Genomic DNA, 22586 nt, shown 5'->3' on the forward strand with positions numbered 1-22586 from the left:
CGTCCGCCTTTATATCCGAAAGTCCTGCGTCGATATTGTTTCCCGGAATTCCGTAATAAGTTCCTCAGGTTCTCTGTCCTGTATTGGCATTAAGCCGGGTAATAAACTGTCCTGCTTTCGCGGGTTGAAATGTACCGGATGTTGATAAATCTGCTCCTGTGGGCTCAAGATCTTTATTTCCAATAATATATAGTTTGTCTTCAAATGCAGTCATTCCTACAAGTAAAATTGATGGCGTATAGGTTGCCCATATTTTTTGACCTTGCGGATTCAGCTTTACAATATAAGAATTCGGTAAGATTATTCCCGCCGCATCATAAACCATATTGAAAGTCGGTTGAAAAGTTCCGGGATCAGACAGATTCTGCCATTTGGTAGTTCCTGCTACGTAAATATTTCCGTTATTATCTACTTCAAGATTGTTAACATTATTATTTCCGGGAAGATACGTTTGCCACAACATGGTATTATTGACATCGTATTTGGTAAGGATCATATTAATGGAATCCGGTGCGTTGGCAAGCCATGCTCCTGGAGAAAGTGCAGGATAAGTTATCAGATTGGTCTGAAACTCATACATATTCCCATTCTGATCTCTGAAATAGGGAAATTTAGCTGATGAGACCGGTGTTGCATAAGGAGTATACCCTGCAGATATAAGGTTTCCTGTTGAAGTGAATTTCCCTGAGAAATTATTAGGTACCAAAAAACTCCCTGCATAAGACTGGCTTCCTGCCGTTATAAACTGATTATAATATGAAACCGGCGGAGTTCCTATTACTGGATTGGGCGAATTTGTTTTGGCATCTACAAAAATATTGGAAGAGTTGTCTTCATAAATTCCTGTTATTTGCGAATTTACTGCTCCGAAATATGTGGCCCAATCTCTTTGGTAATTAAAAGAAAATTGAGCAGATAAACCGGAAAAAAGTAGTATAAAAAATAAAGTTTTTAATTTCATAATTCTAATGTTCTAATAGTTATCGTGGTTTAAGCAAAAATAGATAACTATTGTGAATTATATTCAATCATTATATAATTTTTGAACTGAATATAAAAAGCACCGGAAATTTTCCGACGCTTTTTAGTAATAATCGTTTTTTGATTTTACAAGTATTTTCTATGAACATTTATTACTTGTCTGATATTTTTAAATACGCTTTTCTGGCTGTATTAAGTTCAGCACTGTGATTTGCTATCCAAAGCCAAAGAGGAGTTACTTGAATCAGTAGCCCTCTACCTAAAGTTGTCAATTCATATTCTACTTTCGGCGGTACTTCAGGATAGACAGCTCTAACAACCAAACCGTCTGTTTCTAACTCACGAAGACATTTTTATTATATTTGAAAAAACTTTTAATTTATGAACAGACTAGTGATTATTGGAAATGGATTTGACCTTGCTCATAAACTACCTACGTCTTATAGATCTTTTGTTGATTTTATTTGGAAGAATTTTCATAACATGGAAAAGATACCATTAATAAAAAATCTTTTTATTTTAAAACATCCAATAAAGGATGTTAGAACAGGCTTTTCTATGAGATTTGAAAACTACAATGACTTCTACAATAAAGTTCCTCAAATTCTGAATGATAGAGGTAATAATATAAATTTTGATTATGTAATTGAAAATACGTTTCACAATACAAAAACTTTCAAAATTGTTGCTTACCATCGCTATGGTGGTGATCCTCAAACTTATTTTGATTATAATAATAGGTTTTTTGAACTAATAACCATTTTAAATGCAGAAAATTGGGTTGATATTGAAAATACTTATTATGATGTTTTAGTTTCTCTTCTAAATGGTGATTCAAAATATAAATACATTGAGAATGTAAAACGTCTTAATGAAGAATTCAATGAAGTAAAAAATCTTTTGGAATATTATCTTACTGAACATGTAGAAAACGCTTATCAATTCAATTTAGGATACTCTAATATGGTGAATATTTGCGATCTGTTTGAACAAACTCATAGAAATCTTAGTGGAAACAATTATGATAAGTATTTTTTAGAATTTCCTCCAGATTATCGTAGAAACTTAATTGATTTTGATCGAGGTCTAAGGCTTCAATCGAAAGACCCATCTTCATTTGAAAATCTTTTTTTAGAATTTAATTATACTCCAACAATATCAAACTACATCAACATTTTAAATCAGAAGGATGAAAGATATTGGGGTAAATCATCCCATATCCAGATTCATGGCAGATTACATAATATTAAAAATCAAATAAACTTTGGTTTTGGAGATGAAATGGATGACAATTATAATGTTTTAGAGAAAGTAAATGATAATCAATATCTCGAAAATATAAAATCATTTATGTATTTATCAAATTCAAACTACCGGAAATTACTTCAATGGGTAGATAGCGGAGATTTCCAGGTATTTATCATGGGTCATTCTTGTGGGCTATCAGATAGAACCATGTTAAATACAGTTTTTGAGCATAATAACTGTAAATCAATTAAAGTTTTCTATCACGAAAAAGAAGATGGAACCGATAATTTCAAAGATTTAACACAGAATATTTCAAGACACTTTAATAAAAAAGCTTTAATGAGAACTAAAGTAGTTGATAAAAGCCTATCATCGCCATTACCACAAAACATAAGATTTCCAAGTAATATTCTTAACGATGATTAATTCCATTCTGCTTCTAACTCCTGATTTAAGTTCCAAGCCATGTGGTCATATCTTACAACATCCCAGAAGTGATTAAATTTGTCAATTGATTGATTAATCATAATACCGATTATCTCTCTCAATTATAGTTTTCAATCTCTTTCTTTACTTTTGTGTAAAGATCATAACTTTATTAATATGTTTTATTCGAAAAAAAAATAATTTTCATTAGATGCTGTTACTTTACTGATAGTGAATAAGGAATATTCGTAGCTTTGCTCATCAACACTTTAATTTAGCACTTGTGAATGATCACCTGCTTTCTTCTTTAGGTCCTGAAGCTCTACTAGAGATCCTCAAACAGTCGGACGATGCGACTGCGATCTATACCGGAGAAGATCTGAAAATCAATCTGGCCAATAATGCAATGCTTAAAATCTGGGGCAAAGACCAATCGGTTATAGGAAAGAATTTTGAAGAAGCATTACCGGAAATGATCGGACAGCCATTTACACAACTGCTTAAAAATGTTTGGAAAACCAAAGAAATCTATAAGGCTCGGGAAATGCCTTCTACCTTGGAGCTGAACGGGGTTATGGTCACTTCATATTTCGATTTTATCTACAAACCGATTCTTGATAAGGAAGATAAGGTCTACTGCATATTACATACAGCTGTTGATGCGTCGGAAAGAGTTGCTGCATTGAATCTTGTCCGGGAGAAGGAATTAAAAGAGCAGCGCATCAGTGATGACCTCCAAGCTGTTAATGAAGAGCTTTTGGCGTTGAATGAGGAGTTTCAGACATCCAATGAGGAGCTCGCCGTACTAAATGAAGAATACACTGTTACCAATGAACATCTGGATGAAGCTAATAACACCATCAATTTGCTGAATCAACAACTCAATAACGAAAATAAAGACCTTTTGTTTGACAATAAAGGTTATCAGGACAATATCAGCGACCTTAATCATTCAAACATGAGTCTTGAAATAAGAAATAGCGAGCTCACAGAACTGAATGATACTATCAACCGTCTTAATATAAAGATCACAGACAGTGAAACCAGTTTTATCAATCTGATTGCCCAGGCACCTGTAGCGATGCTTCTTGTGAAAGGAGATGATTTTATTGTCTCAATGATTAATCATCCGATGCTGAATCTGATTGGTAAAGATATCGGGATCATAGGTAAGCCGTTGTTTGATGTGATGCCTGAACTAAAAGGTCAGGAAGCTGCCGAGATGCTTATCAACACTTATAAAAAAGGTCAGCCGCATTCTGCACTTTCGAATCCTGTATTGATGAAACGCAATGGGAAATTAGAAAAAGGCTACTACAATTTTAATTACATGCCTTTTATTGAGGATGGAAAGATCACGGGTGTTATCGATATGGCAACTGATGTGACACCACAATATCTGGTTATTCAGGAAAGAGAGAGGATAATTAAAGAAAAGACTGAACTGGAGCAAACGCTTAAAAGCAGTGAGCAGCGTCTTCACGGCATATTGGAGACTATGGCGGAAGGTGTGGGAGTTGTCGATGCAACCGGACAACTTGTCTACGCAAATCCAATGGCACAGCAGATCTTGGGATTAAGTGAAACTTCTATTAAAAGCAGGACTTATCACGACCCACAATGGCAAAACTTGCGGCTAGATGGTTCACCACTTCCTTCAGAGGAACATCCCATGTCAATTATGATGTCCACCGGAAAACCTGTGTTTGATCATGAGATAGGTGTTCAGCCGCCGGACAGAGACCGCATCTATATATCCATTAATGCCGCTCCCATCTTTGATAGTGAAGGACGTCTTTCCGGGGGAATCGGAACATTTATGGATGTTACTGCCAGAAGGATGATCACGCAGGGCAAGGATGATTTTATAAGTATTGCCAGCCACGAGCTTAAAACCCCGGTAACGGCACTTAAAATTGCGTTGCAGCTTCTTAAAAGGTCGCATGAGAAACTGTCCGTCGAAGTGAGAACCAAATTAATTGATCAGTCTGTAAAAAGCCTTGATAAACTTTCAAGACTTATCGACGAACTTCTTGATACAAGCAGGATGGAGCAAGGCCATCTAAAACTTTACAAAACCATCTTTTCAATATCCGAACTATTTGAAGAATGCATATCGAATTTATTTCAAAAAACTGATCAGACTGTAGACTTCGAAGGCGATACCTCCACTATAGTCGAGGCTGACAACCAACAAATAGGACAGGTTATTACAAATTTAATTAACAATGCCATAAAATATGCGCCAGCTTCGGATATAACCGTCCGAGCAAAATTATTAAATGATAATAAGGTTAAAATAACGATCAAAGATAATGGTCCGGGAATCCCTGAGGAAAAGTTGGGGCATTTATTTGAACGGTATTACAGGACCGATTACCAGGGACAAAAATTTACCGGTCTAGGACTGGGACTGTATATCAGCGCAGAAATTATCAGAAACCACGGTGGAAACATTGGGGTTGAAAGTCAATTGGGGAAAGGAAGTGAATTTTGGTTTACTCTGCCTTTGCAATAATTAATTGCTATAAATTCAATCCCAATTGTTATTTTTTCAATAGTGGCTGTGTAATTGCTAAGTATAGGTATGAGAAAAATCATTTTGGTAGAAGACGATCAGGCAATTAGAGAATTTTTAGTCATATTTTTAGAGTCAGAAAATTATGCCGTAAGATCTTTTTCAACAGTAAACGAATTTTTAAATCGAGACCAGAATGATTTGCCGGACCTTTACCTTTTCGATGTTATGCTGCCCGATGGATCCGGGATCGATCTGTGCAAAGAAATAAAACAAAGTCACAATAATACTGGTATTCCTGTAATCATTATGAGTGCCCACGCTCAGCTTAGTCAGATGAAGGAATTGTGTGATCCAGATGATTTTATCGCTAAACCTTTTGATATCGATCTTGTTTTGAACAGGATAAAACTTGCAATCAAAAATTAAGTCCGTTAAACAGTAGATTTTTAGTTTATGATATTTCTTTACTTAAAGATTTTATGTAAACTTTATAAGCGCCTAATTATTATCCAATCCCTTTGCAGTTTTTTAACACAATAGTACTCGCCTAATAAGCATTTTATTGGTTCTTTGGCTACTCTTGAGACCACAGCGACAGGTAAATGTTTCCCAATATCTCAGAGCAATGACACCACTCCATTCATCAGCAATGATGAAGATAAGAAATACCATATCAAACCCCCTGAAGTACGAAAACTCGAATACAGCATCATTTTATGCCAGCAGAGAAATCGATAAGATGAATGCGATACTTGAAAGATTGTCAATATAAATTGGTCTTTGTATTATACGGACGGTCGTATTGTATTCTTTTTTATAGTCAGAACTTATAGGATGAGCCTTACCCCACCCAGTTCATCAACTCTGTAACTGAATTTTTCCCCTGGACTGCTGATAAACATAAAGTTCTTTGGGATTCCCCATTTGTTACTGAGTTCCTCGACAAGTTCCGGTGTGAAGTCACCCAGTATAGTAACATATTCCATATCGACCTCGGGATAAGCTCTGTCCAGAGTGTCAAAATCTGCGAGAAACTTCGGATCCGGCTGCTGGGCTTCATGAAGTATTGTAACAATTTTCATTTTATTGGTCACCTCGTTCTCGTGAAGATACATCATCACCTTATTTAATGTCGCGATATCATCACCTTTTGAGAAGAAAACAAAATCCTGCTCATAGAGTTTTTTCAGGCTCCGGTACAATGATCTCTGTCTTGTGAGCGTGTATTTTTTATAGTTCTTCGACAGCGACTGCAGCAGATTAACAATAAAATGCAAAATATCCTTTCGCAGCAACATGGCCAGAATGATCAGTACCGAAGGAATAAAATATTGCAGAAAGGTGACAAGATATTGAGGCTTGGTCATGATGTTCCCGTATAAAGCAATAATTATAGCGGCAAAAGCCAACAGCACTACGCCGGGTTTGGCGTATTCCGGACGTGGCAGACGAGACCTTCTGAGTTTAAGCAGGATATTTCCTAACGCAAATGATGCCATGACAGTCAGGAAAGACAGAGCATAAACAGCGGCTAGCGGTGCCAGTTGTCCTCGGGTCACCAATAGCACTGAAAGACATAAGAGAAAGAAAAGGATCAGGATCCTGTATGTACTGCCCCGTTTATTTTCTTTCAGAAAGTAATTTGGTAATATTCTGTCCAATGTCATCCTTTTGATAAGACCATTTACTCCAACAAATGAAGTTAATACCGCACCACTTAAAACGGAGACCGCATTGATCGAAATGATCGTAGCGAGCCATTTTCCACCGGTCAAAGTACCAATATAACTTAAGAAAGAATTCTGGTGCGATTCTACTGCCGATATAGGGATGATGCATATTACAAGAAATGCAATCATCGGGTTCAGCACCGATACTGCGATCCACATATTTCGTAATGTTTTCGCAAAAACACCTCGCTCCTGCTCCTCCACAAAATTTGAAGAGCTCTCAAAGCCTGAGATCCCAAGCATAGCAGCTGAAAATCCAAAGAAAATAGCAGTTAATATACTTCCATTTCTGGCAGGAAGATGGAAATTGTCGATCAATATTGAGAATCCATGCTGCCAGACAAAGAAAAAACAGGAACCAATCAACAGTCCCATTGTTGCAAGATGGAATAAGAAGATGATCAGGGCTACTACGGCGCTTTCAGAAATCCCCAAAATAGTAAGCCCCAGAAATATGAGCAAAAGTACGAATGTTGCGATGTTCACATTGAAATATGGCAAAATATGATGCAGGTAGTGCATTGCCTCGCTGGATGAGATCACAGCCGTTGCCATGTAAGACAAGATGGTAAGGCAGGCTGCTATAGACGCATTACTTTTTGTCGTGGTATTTAGCAGAACATTATATGCACCACCATTGAGGGGCAATGCTCCGACCACCTCACCATAGATCTTTCTGAATAGAAAGAGCACCGCTGCCACCATCAGAAGAGCGACCCAAGCATACTGACCTGCCGCTACAATAGCCAGAGCCGAAACATAGAGACAGGAGGAGGTGATATCATTTCCACAAATAGCGGTAGCGTACCATTCACTGAGTTTTTTTGTTGACATTTTTTATAAATTGATCAGATTTCAAGCGTATAATATTAGACAAATTAATTTTAAAACATTCATTCTTTTCCGAAAAATTAACTTTAAAATTACAATTGACTACATATGATCTGTTTTTTTAATTCTTAACAAATTTCGGAGCTATATATCTTAGTATATTAAAAATAACTTTCGCAATGTTCCCCTATTTTTCCCTTTAGTATTCATAAATTTGCAGTTATCTATTTAATAAACTATGATCAAAAGTTACCCCACAAAGCCGATCGACAAGATCACACAGCCCGTTCAGCGATTTATCCAGCAGGAAAAGTCCGGAGGATTACTTTTAGGGATCAGTGTGATCATCGCTTTGATTTTGGCCAATTCACCACTATCCGATGGCTACCATCATTTTCTGGCGCAGACCTTTGGATTTCAGTGGAATGGGGAAAGTTTTTTCGATTTTACTGTTCATCACTGGATCAATGACGGATTGATGTCTGTTTTCTTTTTCGTGGTGGGGCTTGAGCTTAAACGGGAGATCATCGGTGGTGAGCTTTCCAATCCGCGGAAAGCCATGCTTCCCATTGTTGCGGCAGTTGGGGGAATGGTCATGCCGGCATTGATATTCCTACTGCTCAATCCGACCGGGGAAATGCATAAGGGATGGGGCATCCCTATGGCCACAGATATTGCTTTTGCTTTGGGCGTGCTTTTTCTATTGGGAAAAAAGATCCCACTCTCCTTGAAGGTATTTTTAACTGCCTTGGCAATCGTAGATGATTTGGGAGCAGTCCTGGTAATCGCATTTTTTTATACATCGAACATCGAAATGACCTACTTGCTGATAGGGCTTGGCATTCTTGCAGTGATGTACCTGGGGAATAAGCTTGGCGTCAGATCGATCTTTTTTTTCGCATTCCTTGGCATCTGCGGTGTATGGACATGCTTTGTAATTTCAGGCGTTCACGCCACGATCGCTGCTGTTCTGGCGGCTTTTACCATTCCGGCAGATGTGAAGATCAAGGAAAATCTGTTCATTGCCAAGATCAGCAGCTATCTGGAAAGGTTTAAAAATTTAGACCCTACTGAAAATACACCTACATTGACCAACGACCAGCTGCATGTCCTGGAAAAGATCAATGAGGCGACAAATGCCGCCACTCCTCCCCTTCAGATATTGGAACACGCAATGCATCCCGTTGTAACTTTCGTTATCATCCCGATCTTTGCAATAGCCAATGCCGGGGTATCGTTTAATATTGACATTAACAGTTTATTTGACACCAATATCGCATTGGGTGTAGCATTGGGCTTGTTGGTCGGAAAGGTCTTAGGTGTTGTCGGCTTCACTGCTGTTTTTATTAAACTCAAAATTGCCCAATTACCTGAGGGGATGAATATCCGTAATCTTCTCGGACTTGGTTTTCTGGCATCCATTGGATTTACAATGTCCCTGTTTGTGACATCCCTTGCCTTTAGCCACGAAGAATACCAGACACAGGCAAAGATCGGCATATTTGCAGCCTCCTTAATTGGAGGTGTAATAGGCTATATCATTCTTAACAAAGATTCTAAACCTACTCAAACCGATGAATAATATCTTTAATTTTATTAATCTTCACAATGGAGAAGAGAAAAAGGATAAGGTATTGGAAAATGTCACATCCAACATCTCATTCAGAGGTTCCAATCTCTGGATCCTGGCCTGTGCGATCATTATCGCATCAATCGGCCTTAACGTCAATTCCACTGCGGTCATTATCGGGGCCATGCTTATCTCTCCATTAATGGGTCCGATCGTTGGTGCGGGATTTGCGCTTGGGACCTATAATTTTCCTCTTCTCAAGAAATCTTTTAAGAATCTTATCATCGCAACGGTGGTGAGCTTATTGGTTTCTGGATTTTATTTCTACATCAGTCCTTTTAAGGACGTGCAATCAGAACTTTTGGCAAGGACTGCACCCAACATCTACGATGTTCTGATCGCTTTTTTCGGCGGACTGGTAGGTGTCATAGCCATAACAAGGGTAGAAAAAGGAAATCCTATTCCGGGTGTTGCCATTGCAACGGCATTGATGCCTCCCCTGTGTACGGCCGGATTTGGTCTTGCTACTTTTAATTTTTCTTATTTCATCGGCGCATTCTATCTTTACAGCATCAATTGCTTTTTTATATGCATTGCAACTTTTCTTGTCGTGAAATATCTGCATTATCCTTCCTCTATTGTCGACAACAAATATGAAAAAAGGATCAGATACAGCATATCGCTGTTAATACTGGTAATGATCATTCCAAGTTCATATCTGGCCTACAACCTGTACAATGAAAAGAAATTCACGAAGACCGCAGAACTTTTCCTCCAAAAAGAATTTGAAAAGAATGGATACACATTAATCTATAAAAAGATAAACTACAATGCCAATCCCAAGACCATCGACGTTGCATTCCTAAATAAAAAATTCACTACTGAAGAGATCAAGTCTTACAACAAGATGCTTTCTGATAACGGGCTTGCCAACACAAAGATCAACATCAGGCAAAACAATTCCGATCTGAAATCAGAGATACTGAGTGAGATCAACAAAAACAATACAAACCTGTCAGAAAAGGACATAGCCTTATCCAGCCTGCGGTCAGAACTCGACAATTATAAAGTTTCAGACTCCACACTGGGGAAAGAGATACAAATCCTATATCCGGATATGTCCGGTGTTTCCTACGGAAAGATAGCCCAATATCCCGAAACTGATAGTGCAAGGCTCCAATTTGTGATGATCTACTCTGGAAAGAAAGTGAATGAATTACAGCTCAGAAGCTGGCTTGAAAAAAGGCTGAATGAGAAAAATGTCAAACTTTTAAACAGTTCTGAAAACTAGATTGAAATATACTTCAAAAATGCCATCCTAAATTGGAATGGCATTTTTCCAACTGATAGATTTTAAGATAACATATCTGGAGTCTGAGCGAAAAAGTAAGGCCGCAGGATGTCTTCAAAATTATATAATCCTTTCAGTTTGCTTTTAAGGTTCTCAGCGACAAATAATGCTCCGCTTCCAAATGCTTCCCGTGATATGGATTCGTGGACAAGACGAACGGTCTGGTAAGGAAACCCAAATATAACTTCGTGTTTTCCAACGATACCGCCAGCCCTGACAGAATTGATGCTTTCTGTTTCTATATCCAAAGTTTCCGCAATTTTCATTGCTGTTCCCGACACGCCTGATTTGGATTTGAAGTGTTCCTCGACCACTTCAATATCAACACCAGGCGCTATATTTTTTAAGAGCGATGCCGCAAAGAGCAGGTAGTTGACGCCTAATGTGATGTTAGGCGACCAAAACACCACAGTGTCCCTTGCAAGTTCTTTCAGAACTTTGATCTCATTTTCTCCGTAATGCGAAATGGCTGAGATGATCTTGATCTTTTTACGGGCTGCGAACTTGCCATAAATATGGATGCTTTCTTCGTTGGAAAAATCAATAACAAAGTCTACAGGATGATCCTCAAGTAATGTTTCAATGTCCGTGCTGCTTTGAGAATAGATCAATGCATCATCCGATGAAGATATTCCAAGAATATCTTTTGCAGAAAGCTTATTCAGCGTATCAGTTTTCCTCAGAACCCATTCCAGTGAAAAATCCTTGTGCTGAAGAATAACATTCGCTACCGCTTTACCTGCCTTCCCAAATCCTAATAATCCTATTTTCATAATTACAATTTTTATATTTTTAATTGATGATTTCGAATAATTGACCGTAGTAAGATACAAAAAAAATGAAATATCGTTTTCTACCATACTTTTAGCATATAGATCTTATTGATTTCGCAGATATAGAGATGCCTATCCCATAAGCTTTTGGTATATTTGCAATAACCCTAAAAATTGCGTATTCTAATCAAGATCCTAGCGCAAATAAAAGCGATTATAGTAAGTGAATATCAACAATAAAAAGAGATATATAAGTTTTCTCAGGTTCAAGAGAGACTTCCAAAAATATGGACTTGAAAAGGCCCGCAGCTATGAATTGATCCTCCACTGGCTCAACAACAGGCTCAGCCGCAGTCAGTTTTTACTTCTCTCCGGAATTCTAGTGGGCTGTACAGCAGGTCTGGCTGGTGTTCTGCTGAAAACAATAGTACACAATATCCATTTCTTTATCACGAACAAGGTTCATTTTGAATATCAGATCCTGTTCTATATCATTTTTCCGTTTTTGGGAATCGTATTGACAACCAGCATCGTGTTGACGATATTCAAAGGACAGGACAGAAAAGGGATAGGCGCCATATTGTATGAGATCGCTCAGAATTCGAGTATCGTCTCTTCCGTGAAGACCTATTCCCAAATTGTCCAAAGTGCAATAACCGTAGGTCTCGGAGGATCTGCCGGTTTAGAAAGCCCTATCGCTGTGACTGGTGCGGCCATTGGTTCTAATTACGCGCAGACCTACCGCCTGAATTACAAGGAACGAACACTACTTTTGGCAGCCGGAGCCACAGCTGGTGTTGCCTCGGCTTTCAACGCTCCTATCGCAGGGGTCATGTTTGCCTTTGAAATCCTACTGACAGGCGTGGTCTTTACGGATTTTATCCCGCTGGTAGTTGCTGCGGTATGTGGTAGCCTCTTATCCAGAATTCTGCTTCAGGAAGATATCCTTTTTAGGTTCCATACCAGAGAAGCATTTGATTACAGGAATCTTCCCTACTATCTTATATTAGGTATTGTCACAGGGCTGTATGCAAGATATTTTTTAATGGTTTCCCAAAAGGTAGAGCATTTTATCAAAGGTCTGAAAATGTCCAGATTGCGGAAGGCAATGCTGGGCGGTGCGATCCTATCGTTACTCTGCGTGCTTTTTCCGCCACTGTTCGGAGAAGGTTATGACACGGTCAAGGCCTTTACCAATGGTAATACCAACTCAATCATTGAAAACAGTCTCTTTAGATATTTTGACATCAAAGAATGGACGATCATTGTATTTCTAATTTGTGTATGTCTGTTAAAGGCTTTTGCAACATCTTTCACCATTTTCAGCGGCGGAAATGGAGGTAATTTTGCACCATCACTTTTTGCAGGAGGAACCGTCGGATTTTTATTTGCCGTAATCTGCCAGCAGATCGGCTTTAAGGACGTTCCTGTATCAAACTTAGTTCTGGTAGGAATGGCCGGTGCAATGAGCGGTGTTCTTTACGCCCCGCTAACTGCCATATTTCTCATTGCTGAGTCCAGTTTTGGATACGACCTTTTTATACCTTTGATGATCGTTTCAGTGATCTCTTACCTCATTGCAAAATGGTTTTCACCGATATCCCCAGAACTAAAATCTTTGGCCGACCAGGGTAAGATTTTCACGAATCAGCATGACGAGAATCTTCTTTTCTCACTCCATACAGAAGATTTTATTGACAGATATTCCCAAACCATTAATGAAAATGCTTCAATAGAAGAATTGTCTGATCTAGTTAAGAACGGGAACAAGAATTTTTTCGCAGTTATCGATGATCATAAAAAGTTAAGAGGTATTCTAACGTTAGACGATATCAGACCTTATTTTTTCAATGATGAAAATGATTTGACCCTTACGATAACAAAAATAATGAGAGCCCCGGCTGCATTCATCCATCCCGACGATAAGCCGAGAGAGATCCTCCAGATCTTTGACAACACTGGTACGTGGAGCTTGCCTGTCGTCGATCAGCAGAATATCTTCCTTGGGTTTATTTCGAAATCATCGATTTTAATGAGTTACAGGCAGTTGCTGAAAGGATACTCCAATTAAACATTACTATCAAAAGAATCTAAAATTATGTACCTATTAATAGACAATTGGAGTAGGAATGAATTTTGTTATGATTGAGAAAAAAAATGGAAGGAAAGCAATTATTTAATTACGAAGACAGCGAAAATAAAGATAATTCAGCTGAAGACAAACAAAAACCTGATGTCAATATTTTTCTAAAAGTCATTCAAATTATATTGAGCATCATCTTAGGCGCAATGCATGTTTAAGAAATTAAATATTTCATATTGGTTTATTGGAGGGCTTATCATTTGGGGAATTATCGCATTTTTGAGAAGGAATGGAATAATCATACCTCTAATCAATGATCATTTGACTGATCTATACAGTGTCCCTATGTTCAGTTATACGATAATGAAAATCATGAAGCTCACATATTATCCGGATTGGAGACCGGATCTGAAGTTTTTGCTGGGAGCTGCACTTAATCTGACCATTGTATTTGAAATTATATGTCCGTTACTATCAGCAAGATATACATCTGATTTTATAGATATTATCTGCTACTTTTCAGGTGCGCTAATATATCATTTAGTATTACAGAGAATTTATTATGTAGATTCAAAATCATTATAATTAAATTCAAGGCCATCAATACGCTAAGGATACGTTACTCTGGTCAGGAACAATATATTTTCTTAAAATGTGAGGTTTTTTTCTGTAGAACCCTGTATTACTGATCCTATGCTTCTCTTTTAAGATATTCCATGACACGCGTCGCCGTAAGGCCATGAATGAAAATTGAAAAGAGGATCGTTAAAGAAACAGCAGCCCACAATTCATCCTGATGGTCAAAATTATATTTGCTGAAAGCAAATGCAAGATAGAATATCGAACCCATTCCACGGATGCCAAAAAATCCGATCGCCAGCCTTTCTTTGTTTTTCATTTTTGAGGAACTCAATGCCAGCCATCCAAAGACAGGTCTTACTATTAAAAGGAAAGCTACCGAAAACACAACCATTTTCAAAGTTATGGGTTCTAGAATACCCATTGCTAAGGCTCCTCCGAAAATAATCAGTAGCAGGCAGACTAGCAGCCTTTCTATCTGATCGGTGAAAGAATGAAGCGTATCGTGATACTGGTGATCTTTCTCAAAATGTCTTAGTGTAATTGCACATATAAAAACTGCAATAAATCCATAACCATGAAGAATTTCTGTTGTACCATACACTAGTAAAGTAGCAGCAACTGCCACCAGACCATCTCTGGTTCTTAGGATCTCATATTTTTTGGACACTCTGAATAACAAAATGCCAATACCTTTGCCTGATAGAAATCCAATCACAATACCGGCAATTATTCTGTAGATAACATCAAGAGCAAACCACTCTAAAAAGCTGCTTTCTTTGCCTGTGAACATAAGACCAATAGTAATGGCAAGCCATGTAAATGGGAAAGCTACTCCGTCATTGAGGCCTGCCTCTGACGTGAGCGCAAATTTAGTCTCTGATTTCATTCCCTCATTTGGAGGTCCCACCTGTACATCCGATGCGAGGACAGGATCCGTTGGAGCAAGAACAGCACCAAGAAGTACTGCCGACGCAAGACCGAAACCTAAAAGATAATAGCCCATCACCGCTGCTACACCAATACACAATAACATGGTAAAACTTACAAGTTTCAACGGGGACGACCAGGTTTTAAAAGAAAATTTCCGGTCGATCTTGATCCCAGTACCCATAAGCGAAATAATAACAATCAATTCGGTTAAATGAAGCGTCAGGTTTTCATTATTTTGAGGCATTGGGTTTGGCAGAAGATCGGGAGCCAGCAGATAAAGTGCAAACCCTGTTGCTACATAAAAAATAGAGTACGAGATGCCAGTTTTTTTTGAAATTTTGGGCATCCATGCCACACTGAAAATGGCAGCGCCGAGTATTACTAAAATAATCAGATATTGATCCATAGAGGACGTAAATTTATTATTGCTAAAAAGGACTTTTTGAATTGCTATAATATTCAGTACGTTTAGGCGAAGCTGTAATACTCAAGCGGCTTGAGGTGAAAATATCAAATATCCCGCCACGGCTTATTTTGCTGTTTTTGAAATTAGAACTCCGGCAGAACAATAATTAAAAATTATAATCATTACCTGTTCACCCCTTTATTTTTGTGCTAATAATGTAAAAATGATTAAAGATCAATGTCAGGGCTCATAAAATTGTTTTGCGGCGCTTACCTGATCTATATTTCGTATTGCGGTCTTCTTAACTTTGCCAATGCTTGCGACAAAGAAAAACCCTTATCAAACCCTGCTATTTCAGCCTTTTGACTAATTTCCCCAAGGTGAGTCCTTGAACAATTATAGAAAACAGAACAACGATATAGGTAACAGAAACGATCAGATTCCGCTCCATATTTGACGCCAGAGACAACGCCAATGCTATAGATATGCCACCGCGAAGGCCACCCCAAGTCATTATTAAGAAGGTTTTCTTGGGAAACTCATATTTCAGCTTAAAAATATATGAAGGTGCGACCAGGGAAATGAAACGGCTAAGGATGACAATGATTATAACCAACAGCCCAACATACAGAAAGGATAATTCAAACGGGATCACCAATAGTTCCAAGCCGATCAGTACAAACAGAATGGCATTAAAAATCTCATCCACCATTTCCCAGAATTTATGAATATAGTCACTCGTTTCTTCTGACATAGCTTCGAGCGCGCCCTTATTCCCTATAAATAATCCTGCCACGACCATAGCAAGTGGACCGGAAAAATGAAAAACCGGTGCAATTGAAATCCCACCCATGACCATGGCCAAGGTGATCAATACTTCGGTCTGGTAGTGGTCTATTTTCTTTAACATTACAAAACCAACATATCCCAACAGAAGTCCCAATGCAATCCCGCCCAAAATCTCTTCTGCGAGCAGGATCACAATATGAGAAGTACTAACCTCATCAAAGCCTTGACTTGCAATACTGAAAAGTGACAAAAACACCACTACACCTACCCCATCGTTAAACAAGGATTCACCTGTAATCTTTGTTTCTATTGATTCCGAAATACCTGCTTTTTTCAAAATAGACAGCACAGCTATCGGATCCGTAGGTGAGATAAGTGCACCAAAAAGTAAGCAATAGATGAAATCTACCTGTTGGTAAAATACCGGAAGCAAAAAGTAAACAGCGACGGCAACCAATACAGTTGAGATCAGGATACCGAACGTTGCATAAATGATGATTGCCCATTTTGCCCGGCGAAGTTTTTTCACATCTGTATGTAAAGCACCAGCGAAAAGCAGAAAGCCCAACATAAAATCAAGAAGGAAACCTGAGAAATCTATCTGAAGTACCAAATTTTGCATAAACCCTCCCAAAGGCGAAATTGCACCAAGCATCAGAATAAATAAAGATAGAACCAATGCCAAAATCATCAGCCCGATGGTAGAAGGCAGTTTAAGAAATCGGATATTGAAGTAAGCTAATGCGGCAGACAATACTATAATCAGAGAGATAAGTTCCAGCATTCCCATAATTTTACTGTTTTTAAATTAATCTTTGTTTCAGTATTATTTATCATATGACAGCGCCATAAAAGCAACACTTAGCTTGCGTTTAGATCCATTTTAAGTTTTACAGTTTCCACAACGGTCAGCAGTTCACTTACTTCTTTTATATTTTGCAACGTATGCAACTGCACAAGTATGTGATACATCTCATTCACCAAAAGACGATCTCCTTTGCCATAGTCCCAGATGGGATAGACATAATCATTTAGAAGATCACTGAATGAACGTTCTTTCGTACGCACTCTTATGACTCCATTATCATCCTTAATTTGATTTGACGGCGTGTTTTCTAAGCGGAACGCTAATAGCTGACTTAACGACTGCAGACTCAAAACAGCAGTTCCCGGATCATTTATTCCCGGACTCAGTGCCCTCACAGCTACTTCCATTAATTGTCTAAAGCCGTAGTGGTATGAAGAATCGATATTCTGACCTCGATGGATATCTATCAGACTATTAAGCTCACTCTGTACCTCTTCAGATATTTCCCTATTGACGACCAAGAATGGCAAATCTTTTAAAATGAATGTCCCGACCGAGTAATTAAAAGATATTACCAAATCCTCTCTCTCACATATACTCAATAGACCTTCGCGCAAAAATCCCTGAAATATACCTGATTTGTAAGAATTGACCGACACCTGTTTTTCTGTAAACAATTCTGGACTGTAGTCAGAATCTTCTCTGATACAAATCTCTTCTAATGACTGTTTTGTGGCATCATAGATCTGGTGAATAATGGTGTCATATTTTACTGATTGTGTGACGTAATGAAGAAAATATATAAATAAAAAAATATCGACTACAGTTAGGGCGATCAGAAAGTACGTGCTGATTGCAGGCACATAAATACCTGAATTAATATCCCTAATTGTACTGAGTAAAAATAGCGCATAAACGATTGTCCCAATGTAAAAACCTAGTATGGTCTGCTGAAAACGATTTCCTATAAGTTTGTCAAGAATACGATTGCTCATTTGGGAAGCTGCCTGATTTAACAGGATCATCACCATACTGAAACTGAAGACAGTGAGCGATATGACTCCCCCGGTTATCGTTGAAATAATAGTTCTTGCGGTGCTGGCATCTTTTAAGGTCAGCCAATGTGCATTACTTTTGATTGCTTTCCCCGTTTCAGAGAAATCAAACTGCACCATCAAAAATGAAAGCAGTAAAAAGCCAATTGCTACTGTTCCCGGAATAAATGCAATGCTTGTGGTAATATTTTTATATAAAATTCTCAGATTTTTAAGTGCTTTTTTATTCATAATATAAGTTGGATGACAATTGATTAATGACATTCTACCTTGGTGTGATAGAAATTATAATTATATCCCTTACACGTTTTACGCTAATATTGAACCAGTAACCTTTGTAAAAGTAACCGCTCTTACATTATCTTTTTTCAGAACGCATCTCATTAGCAGAAACCGTTAAAGTAGTTATCAAATATACAGTTTTCAGTTTCATTCATTCTTAAAATCTTGCCTATAAATTATACCACTTTCACAGCATTTTCTAACATACATTACTATAAACATTAGCGAACTTTGCAAATCAATATACTGATGTAAATACCATTTCAAATGCAAAATTCGATCAATACAATTCTTTTAACCACCGACTTCACAGAAAAATCGCAGAATGCATTGTTGATGGCATTGAATATCGCGTCAAGGCATCACTCACGCTTGATTGTATTGCATAACATTGATAATTTTTTTGTGATCGACAAGACCGGAAAACAATTATTGGGTGCCGATGTTGTAAAAGACAATGTGCAAAGAGCCGAAAATACTTTGCGTCAAATGGAAATATCCCTGAAGGCTCAGTATCCAACATTGATCATTGAAACCATCCTTAAAAATGATAGTCTTATACATGGCATTAACGAAGTCATCGAAGATCAGGATGTGGACCTTGTGGTCTGCGCTACATCTGGAAAACAAAACTTTGTTCAGGTCATTGTTGGTTCATTATCTTACGAGATCCTGACGGGTTCAAACACTTCCGTACTTTTAGTTCCGGAAAGTTGCAAAAAATATACATTTGAAAAAATACTTGTTCCGGTAAGGGTACTGGACGATCTTTCAGATAAGATAGATCTTTCGTTAACCATTGCCGAAAAGAATAAAGGCATCATTAATCTTTTAGGGATCAGCGATCAGGAAGACGTCAGTAAAATTAAAAGTGCCTATCTGGAAGTAAAGAGAACACTTGAAGAAATTTCGCAGGAATATAGATCTCAGTTTGTTATGACCGGCGAAAAGGCAATACAGATCTCAGAACATTCCAAGGATGACGAAGCAGATATTATCATTCTCAACTACCGGGATGAAAACAGCTGGAAATCATTTTTCCTTGAAAACTTCTTCAAACAAATAATCAACAACACGGAAATTCCTTTATTTTTTCTAAAGAATAAATATGAAAAGAAGCAAAGTCTGTCAAATGCCAATGTCGGTTATGATATCACGCTTCCGCATCCGGGATAAAATCAATTTTATGATCACAATACAAAAATATTCAGAAAAAGATAAAATAGAAGAAAATCAGAAGGAAGAGATTGTAAATTTTCTCTTTGAACATCTGGAACAATATGGCGATCCACAAGGCGAAATTGCTTCAGCAGTCAACTATTCCTTAGGCCATCAAAACAAACCGGGCGGAACCATTGTCACGGCTACAGACCAAAACAGTCAAAGACTTGTGGGAGCAGTCGTCTTGAACAAAACTGGAATGGGCGGTTATATCCCTGAAAACATACTTGTCTATATCGCAACCGATAAGCAATTGCGCGGACAGGGAATTGGCAAACTTCTCATGCAAAACGCCATTGACTCTTGTGAGGGGGACATCGCGCTCCATTGTGAACCTGAAAATCCTGCCATGCAGCTTTACAAAAAATTAGGTTTCACAAGCAAGTACCTTGAAATGCGATTAAAAAAATAAAATGTCATACATCACTCTAAATTCAAATAAACTAAAATATAATTACCATTATCTTGATCAGCTTTTTGCAGAACACCACATTGAATGGGCAGTAGTGGCCAAACTATTGTGTGGAAACGAGACATTTCTGGAATGTCTGCTCGAATTTTCTGATAAGGAAATATGTGACTCCAGACTGACGAACCTGAAGCACATCAAAAAAATATCACCCAAAACACAAACTGTCTATATAAAACCGCCAGCCAAACGATTGGCAAAGAGCATTGTAAAATATGCCGACGTCAGTTTCAACAGTGAAATTGAAACCGTCAAAGCACTTTCGAAAGAAGCCGTGTTGCAAAACAAGATTCACAAGATTGTCATCATGGTAGAGATGGGAGAATTGCGGGAAGGCATCATGGTCAGGGACCTCTCCCGTTTTTTCGGTAAAGTGAAAAAATTTCCAAACATCGATGTTGTCGGGATCGGAACCAATCTTAATTGCCTGAATGGTATTTTACCGGATGAGAAAAAGTTGATGAAACTCCATAGTTTTAAAGAGATCATCGAAGAATCACATCAAACAAGAATACCTTTCATCTCCGCAGGATCATCGGTCACCATTCCTTTGATATTTCAGAATAAGATCCATTCCGGCATCAATCATTTCAGAATTGGAGAGTCTTTATTTTTCGGAACAGATGTCTACAATGATTCCACCATCAGCGGGATGTACCAGGATGTTTTCAAACTCACCGCCGAGATCATTGAAATTGCACAAAAGCCAATGATACCCGCAGGTGACGCCGGAACAAACCTTACTGGCGAAACACCGCAACATGATGTATCAAAAAAAGGAAAAACATCTGTGAGAGCTATTGTTGACGTTGGTGTGCTTGATATTGACCACAAACAGATTGAACCAATTACGCAATATGTAAAGATCATCGGTGCAAGTTCGGATATGATGATCCTGGATCTCTCGGATAACCCAAATAATTTAAAAGTCGGGGACACTGTAGACTTTAGCATGAGTTATCTGGCTGTTTTACGTGCGATGAATTCCGAATATGTTGATAAGTTGATTGATCACGAAATCCATCCTGCAGAGTTTAAAATTTTAGAAAATATAAATTAACTTTTCTACTCTTGCCTAAAAATCGCAATTGAATTAATATCCATATATTTGATTATAAATAGAAGAATCTGATTCCAAACATACTTTCTTTGACATTAGGCAAGCTCGACCTACGTTCAGCAACGAGGAATGAATTTCTGATGATGCCTTTTTCTGCTTTTAATGGTAAATTAAAGTCAGGGCTGCATTATAAAAATAAATTTTATGCGGTCTTGTTTTTCGACAATGCAGATGGCTCCATCATCATCGATGATCGGGAATTTGAGTTGAAATCACATACTTTTTTTTTCATTAACTATAATCAGGTCTACTACTTCAAAGACCACGAATCTATTGAAGGTGAAGTCATTTTATTTACCAAATCATTTTACAACCATGTCTATACAGGTAATAAAATGATCAAAAGCGACACTGCACTTCATAACGTTTCCCCTTTTATTTCATTAAAATCTGAAAACTTATCAGAGATTAAGCAGACATTAGAGGAACTTAGGAGTGAATATCAATCTCACCGACAAGCCAGAAAAGAAATCCTATGCCTGCTCCTAAAAGTTTTTGTGCTGAAATATATTAGAAATTCATCCAAAAAAGACCTTATCAACCGTTCGGTAGATCATAAGAAGAAAGTGGTAGATGATTTCAATGATCTTGTAAACCTGCATTACAAGGAATTGAAAACCACTTCAAAATATGCAGAGAAATTAAATATCAATGCCAGCTATCTTAATACATTGGTAAAAGAGATCCTTGATATAACAGCAGGGCAGGTCATCAAAAACAGAATAATCCTGGAAGCAGAAAGATTACTGCTTCACAGCTCCCTTTCAATCATTGAGATTTCGTATGAATTGGGCTTCAATGATAATTCTCACTTTGGAAAATATTTTAAATCTGTCAGGGGTGTATCGCCAAATAATTTCCGGACAGTACAATTAAAATAATTGATATTGTATCAAGTTACATATCTTTATTCAATTGATGTTATATTGCGTAAACGTTACAATCATTTCCCAAAATTGAGATCACAAAGATTCATTAGCGTTTCAAAATCTAAAAAACCAGTGATAATAGAATTGAAAATTAAATCAAATGAATTATGTGATCTCAGCCATATTTCTTACATTACTAAAACCAAAATCGATATTATGCTGACCTCCCCCCGATATATGGAACAGTCTAAATTAGAGAAATTTGATTTTTCTGACTGTTAATGATGAATTCATTTGGTGTTAAATTTCCTAACGAACTATGAGGTCTGTAGCTGTTGTAATCTTCTCTCCAGACATCCAACTTCTGCTGTGCATCTTCTAAGGAGAGAAACCAATTTACATTAAGACACTCATCGCGTAATGATCCGTTAAAACTCTCAATAAATGCATTATCAGTAGGTTTTCCCGGTCTTGAGAACTCCAGTTCTATTTTCTTTTCATAAGCCCATCTGTCTAATGCTTTACTGATAAACTCAGGTCC

19 protein-coding genes are annotated in these 22586 nt (G+C 37.8%); 11 read left to right on the forward strand and 8 right to left on the reverse strand.

Annotation, left to right across the window (positions count from 1 at the left end; genetic code table 11):
- Nucleotides 1–64 precede the first annotated feature (64 nt).
- Nucleotides 65–961, reverse strand: a complete 897-nt coding sequence (locus H561_RS0118755; RefSeq protein WP_027388392.1) for an SBBP repeat-containing protein — start codon at nt 959–961, stop codon at nt 65–67.
- 172 nt (nt 962–1133) lie between these two features.
- A complete protein-coding gene (locus H561_RS23735) occupies nt 1134–1304 on the reverse strand; it encodes a winged helix-turn-helix transcriptional regulator (RefSeq protein WP_081411695.1) in 171 nt (56 codons plus the stop codon).
- Between the two features lie 58 nt (nt 1305–1362).
- Between H561_RS23735 and H561_RS23740 the strand changes: the two genes are divergently transcribed.
- The 3 genes from H561_RS23740 (at nt 1363) to H561_RS0118775 (ending at nt 5602) form a co-directional block, all read left to right on the forward strand.
- On the forward strand, nt 1363–2655 hold the full coding sequence (locus H561_RS23740; protein ID WP_081411696.1) for an AbiH family protein: 1293 nt from the start codon (nt 1363–1365) through the stop codon (nt 2653–2655).
- 283 nt (nt 2656–2938) lie between these two features.
- Nucleotides 2939–5173: an ATP-binding protein gene (locus H561_RS23460; RefSeq protein WP_027388393.1), complete on the forward strand. Its 2235-nt coding sequence runs from the start codon at nt 2939–2941 to the stop codon at nt 5171–5173.
- 69 nt (nt 5174–5242) lie between these two features.
- Nucleotides 5243–5602 (forward strand): response regulator transcription factor, encoded by a 360-nt coding sequence (locus H561_RS0118775; RefSeq protein WP_027388394.1) that lies wholly within the window; start codon nt 5243–5245, stop codon nt 5600–5602.
- A gap of 401 nt (nt 5603–6003) precedes the next feature.
- Here H561_RS0118775 and H561_RS0118780 read toward each other — a convergent pair whose 3' ends face one another.
- A complete protein-coding gene (locus H561_RS0118780; protein ID WP_027388395.1) occupies nt 6004–7740 on the reverse strand; it encodes an APC family permease in 1737 nt (578 codons plus the stop codon).
- A gap of 235 nt (nt 7741–7975) precedes the next feature.
- Here H561_RS0118780 and nhaA point away from each other — a divergent pair, with 235 nt between their 5' ends.
- Both nhaA and H561_RS0118790 read left to right on the forward strand, forming a co-directional pair.
- A complete protein-coding gene (gene nhaA, locus H561_RS0118785; RefSeq protein ID WP_027388396.1) occupies nt 7976–9319 on the forward strand; it encodes a Na+/H+ antiporter NhaA in 1344 nt (447 codons plus the stop codon).
- Nucleotides 9312–10598, forward strand: a complete 1287-nt coding sequence (locus H561_RS0118790) for a DUF389 domain-containing protein (RefSeq protein ID WP_027388397.1) — start codon at nt 9312–9314, stop codon at nt 10596–10598. Before nhaA ends, H561_RS0118790 begins: the two co-directional genes overlap by 8 nt.
- Nucleotides 10599–10660: 62 nt before the next feature.
- Here H561_RS0118790 and H561_RS0118795 read toward each other — a convergent pair whose 3' ends face one another.
- Nucleotides 10661–11431 carry a 4-hydroxy-tetrahydrodipicolinate reductase gene (locus H561_RS0118795; protein ID WP_027388398.1) on the reverse strand — a complete coding sequence of 257 codons (771 nt, stop codon included), beginning with the start codon at nt 11429–11431 and terminating at the stop codon, nt 10661–10663.
- A gap of 223 nt (nt 11432–11654) precedes the next feature.
- Between H561_RS0118795 and H561_RS0118800 the strand changes: the two genes are divergently transcribed.
- Nucleotides 11655–13502 (forward strand): chloride channel protein, encoded by a 1848-nt coding sequence (locus H561_RS0118800; protein ID WP_027388399.1) that lies wholly within the window; start codon nt 11655–11657, stop codon nt 13500–13502.
- An 86-nt stretch (nt 13503–13588) separates the two neighbouring features.
- Nucleotides 13589–13732, forward strand: coding sequence for a hypothetical protein (locus H561_RS24060; protein WP_155845857.1), 144 nt, complete (start codon nt 13589–13591; stop codon nt 13730–13732).
- Between the two features lie 473 nt (nt 13733–14205).
- On the opposite strand, the gene H561_RS0118815 is transcribed toward H561_RS24060, so the two are convergent.
- The 3 genes from H561_RS0118815 to H561_RS0118825 form a co-directional block, all read right to left on the reverse strand.
- A complete protein-coding gene (locus H561_RS0118815; RefSeq protein WP_027388401.1) occupies nt 14206–15432 on the reverse strand; it encodes a cation:proton antiporter in 1227 nt (408 codons plus the stop codon).
- A gap of 349 nt (nt 15433–15781) precedes the next feature.
- Nucleotides 15782–17005, reverse strand: coding sequence for a cation:proton antiporter (locus H561_RS0118820; RefSeq protein WP_316929429.1), 1224 nt, complete (start codon nt 17003–17005; stop codon nt 15782–15784).
- A gap of 77 nt (nt 17006–17082) precedes the next feature.
- Nucleotides 17083–18315 carry a DUF2254 domain-containing protein gene (locus tag H561_RS0118825; RefSeq protein WP_027388403.1) on the reverse strand — a complete coding sequence of 411 codons (1233 nt, stop codon included), beginning with the start codon at nt 18313–18315 and terminating at the stop codon, nt 17083–17085.
- A gap of 318 nt (nt 18316–18633) precedes the next feature.
- Here H561_RS0118825 and H561_RS0118830 point away from each other — a divergent pair, with 318 nt between their 5' ends.
- The 4 genes from H561_RS0118830 (at nt 18634) to H561_RS0118845 (ending at nt 22057) form a co-directional block, all read left to right on the forward strand.
- Entirely contained in the window at nt 18634–19542 is a 909-nt protein-coding gene (locus tag H561_RS0118830) for a universal stress protein (protein ID WP_027388404.1), read from the forward strand.
- A 10-nt stretch (nt 19543–19552) separates the two neighbouring features.
- Nucleotides 19553–19999 (forward strand): GNAT family N-acetyltransferase, encoded by a 447-nt coding sequence (locus H561_RS0118835; protein ID WP_027388405.1) that lies wholly within the window; start codon nt 19553–19555, stop codon nt 19997–19999.
- Between the two features lies 1 nt (nt 20000).
- A complete protein-coding gene (locus H561_RS0118840) occupies nt 20001–21116 on the forward strand; it encodes an alanine racemase (protein ID WP_027388406.1) in 1116 nt (371 codons plus the stop codon).
- An 89-nt stretch (nt 21117–21205) separates the two neighbouring features.
- Complete coding sequence (locus H561_RS0118845) at nt 21206–22057, forward strand: helix-turn-helix domain-containing protein (protein WP_155845858.1); 852 nt, start codon at nt 21206–21208, stop codon at nt 22055–22057.
- A gap of 235 nt (nt 22058–22292) precedes the next feature.
- Here the strand turns inward: H561_RS0118845 and H561_RS22855 are convergent.
- Nucleotides 22293–22586 (reverse strand): integrase core domain-containing protein (locus tag H561_RS22855; protein WP_034762782.1); only part of this gene is annotated, 294 nt, incomplete at its 5' end.

This window comes from Chryseobacterium gregarium DSM 19109, from assembly GCF_000430845.1.
GTDB lineage: Bacteria > Bacteroidota > Bacteroidia > Flavobacteriales > Weeksellaceae > Chryseobacterium > Chryseobacterium gregarium.